The organism is Priestia sp. ST2 (genome assembly GCF_055810735.1).
The window spans coordinates 1-1,814 of record NZ_JBVVNT010000026.1 but is presented as its reverse complement, the minus strand read 5'-3'; the positions used below and the strand labels follow the sequence as shown (position 1 = coordinate 1,814).

1 protein-coding gene and 1 pseudogene are annotated in these 1,814 nt (G+C 28.2%); both read left to right on the top strand.

Going from position 1 to position 1,814, the window contains the following annotated elements; genetic code table 11:
- Positions 1–898: 898 nt before the first annotated feature.
- A complete protein-coding gene (locus AC0KUU_RS29855) occupies positions 899–1,354 on the top strand; it encodes a CBO0543 family protein (protein WP_377570566.1) in 456 nt (151 codons plus the stop codon).
- Positions 1,355–1,691: 337 nt separating this feature from the next.
- Positions 1,692–1,814: pseudogene (locus AC0KUU_RS29850) on the top strand (fatty acid desaturase); the annotation flags it as partial.

The following is a 1,814-nucleotide window of genomic DNA, read 5'->3' as shown; positions in this document are numbered from 1 at the left end:
GTTGCTGTTTTTCTGCCCTTGAGTACTTTATTTACATCATCCGGCATCGTTACAAGTCGATCGATTGTACATGTTTTTGGTGGCAATTCATTTTGTGCTTCATAGTTATTCATTAAAAAAACTCCCTTCATTTCTTGTCTCTTATTTAATGTATCACACTTCCAATAACAAACTTCACTTGAATTTATTAGTTTGAAATTCCCTCTAAATTTCCTCTTTTTTAATTGCTTATTTCGATAAAATCCATTATGGTAAGTAAGTTTTTAATATAAACTGAGTATAAGTAAATTATTTGATAAAATGATAAGTAAGATAAAGTAATCATTAAGATTTTTAGAAAGAGGTTTTTATGAAGTTTAATAAGGCGTTATCTCTTATTAGTTTTGTTACTGTTATAATCTTTTCAATTATCCCTCATGTTGGAATTAAAGTTGTTGACGAGATTTTTAGATCATATTATTTTGGCTTTCCAGCTCGTTGGTTAGGCTATCATAGAAATGGTCAGTTTAGTTTTCAAGTATTTAATCTAGTATTTAACTTTTTAATCTTTTACTTTTTATTTTGGATAATAAGTAAATTCCTAAAAAGAATTTTAAGAGTTCAAATTTAATTAGTGTCTCTTTTATTTTCGATAAAGTGTTTTATAGTAACTAAACGTTTATAAGATATACAGTTATAAAATAGAAAAACCTATTGGTTCATCCGGCACCAATAGGTTTTTCTATTTAAAACAACAAGGATTTTAAAGTATTGGATAGATGCCTCACGGCGTCTTGAGTAGTTAGTTTGTTCCGGATGTGAAAATTTATTCATTCTTGGCTAATTTACATTTTAATTTTATAAATAGACATACTAATTGTATCCAATTTATTTAGTAATCGAAGGTGGAAGTCTAATAATGATGTATGTCTTTGTGTGCTTTTTAGTTTTTAATTTACTAGCATTTTTCGCACCTAAAAAATTAGTCCCTATTGAAATATATGCTACATGTATTTTTGCCTACGCTTATGGGGTAACAACAGATTTAGTGTTAGACCTGCATTACAATTTGTATGGTTATCTTCAAAAAGGGTTTCAGTGGTTATCGCTTTTAGCAGTTATTATGTATTTTCCCTCTATCAGTTTTTTGTTTTTAAATTTTTACCCATTTAACAAAGCTTTAGGAAGAAAAGTACTTTATATTTTAAGTTGGACACTTTTTTCTGTTGTATTCGAATGGTTCGTAGTTAACACGGACTTTTTTTATTATAATGGCTGGAAATTACTATATTCGGCTCTAGTATACCCAATTATTTTTCTTATTCTTGTAAGTAACTTGAAATTGGTGAGAAAAATAATTTCTAGTAAACGATAATTATCCTTCTGAAAACTCGAAAAAAATTCAAAAAAATTATCTGTTAAGTTATTTTATTAGGTTCTTTTTGTTGGGTTCCCTATAGTAACTAAAAATATATATGATATACATTAAAAAATCAGAAGCAGCTACCTCTTCATGAGATAGTTACTTCTGATTCTGAATAGCAGTTAATTCATCTTATTCCTTGCATTAAGAAAATACATCCATACATGTATGACAGTTGTCATACTAGTTACTTGACGTTTGTATGTTTTATTACCAGCTCCTATGTGCTACTATAAATTAATAAAGAAAAGCTGAATATTAAACACGGTAAAGATTTAAGGAGGTCAACATGAGCAAACAAAAAACGACTGAACTAAGAAAAAATGTAGCACCTTTTGAAAAACCCAATACAAAATCGAGTATAAAGCAATTGATAAACACATTCCTTCCGTTTTTCCTACTTTGGTTTCTA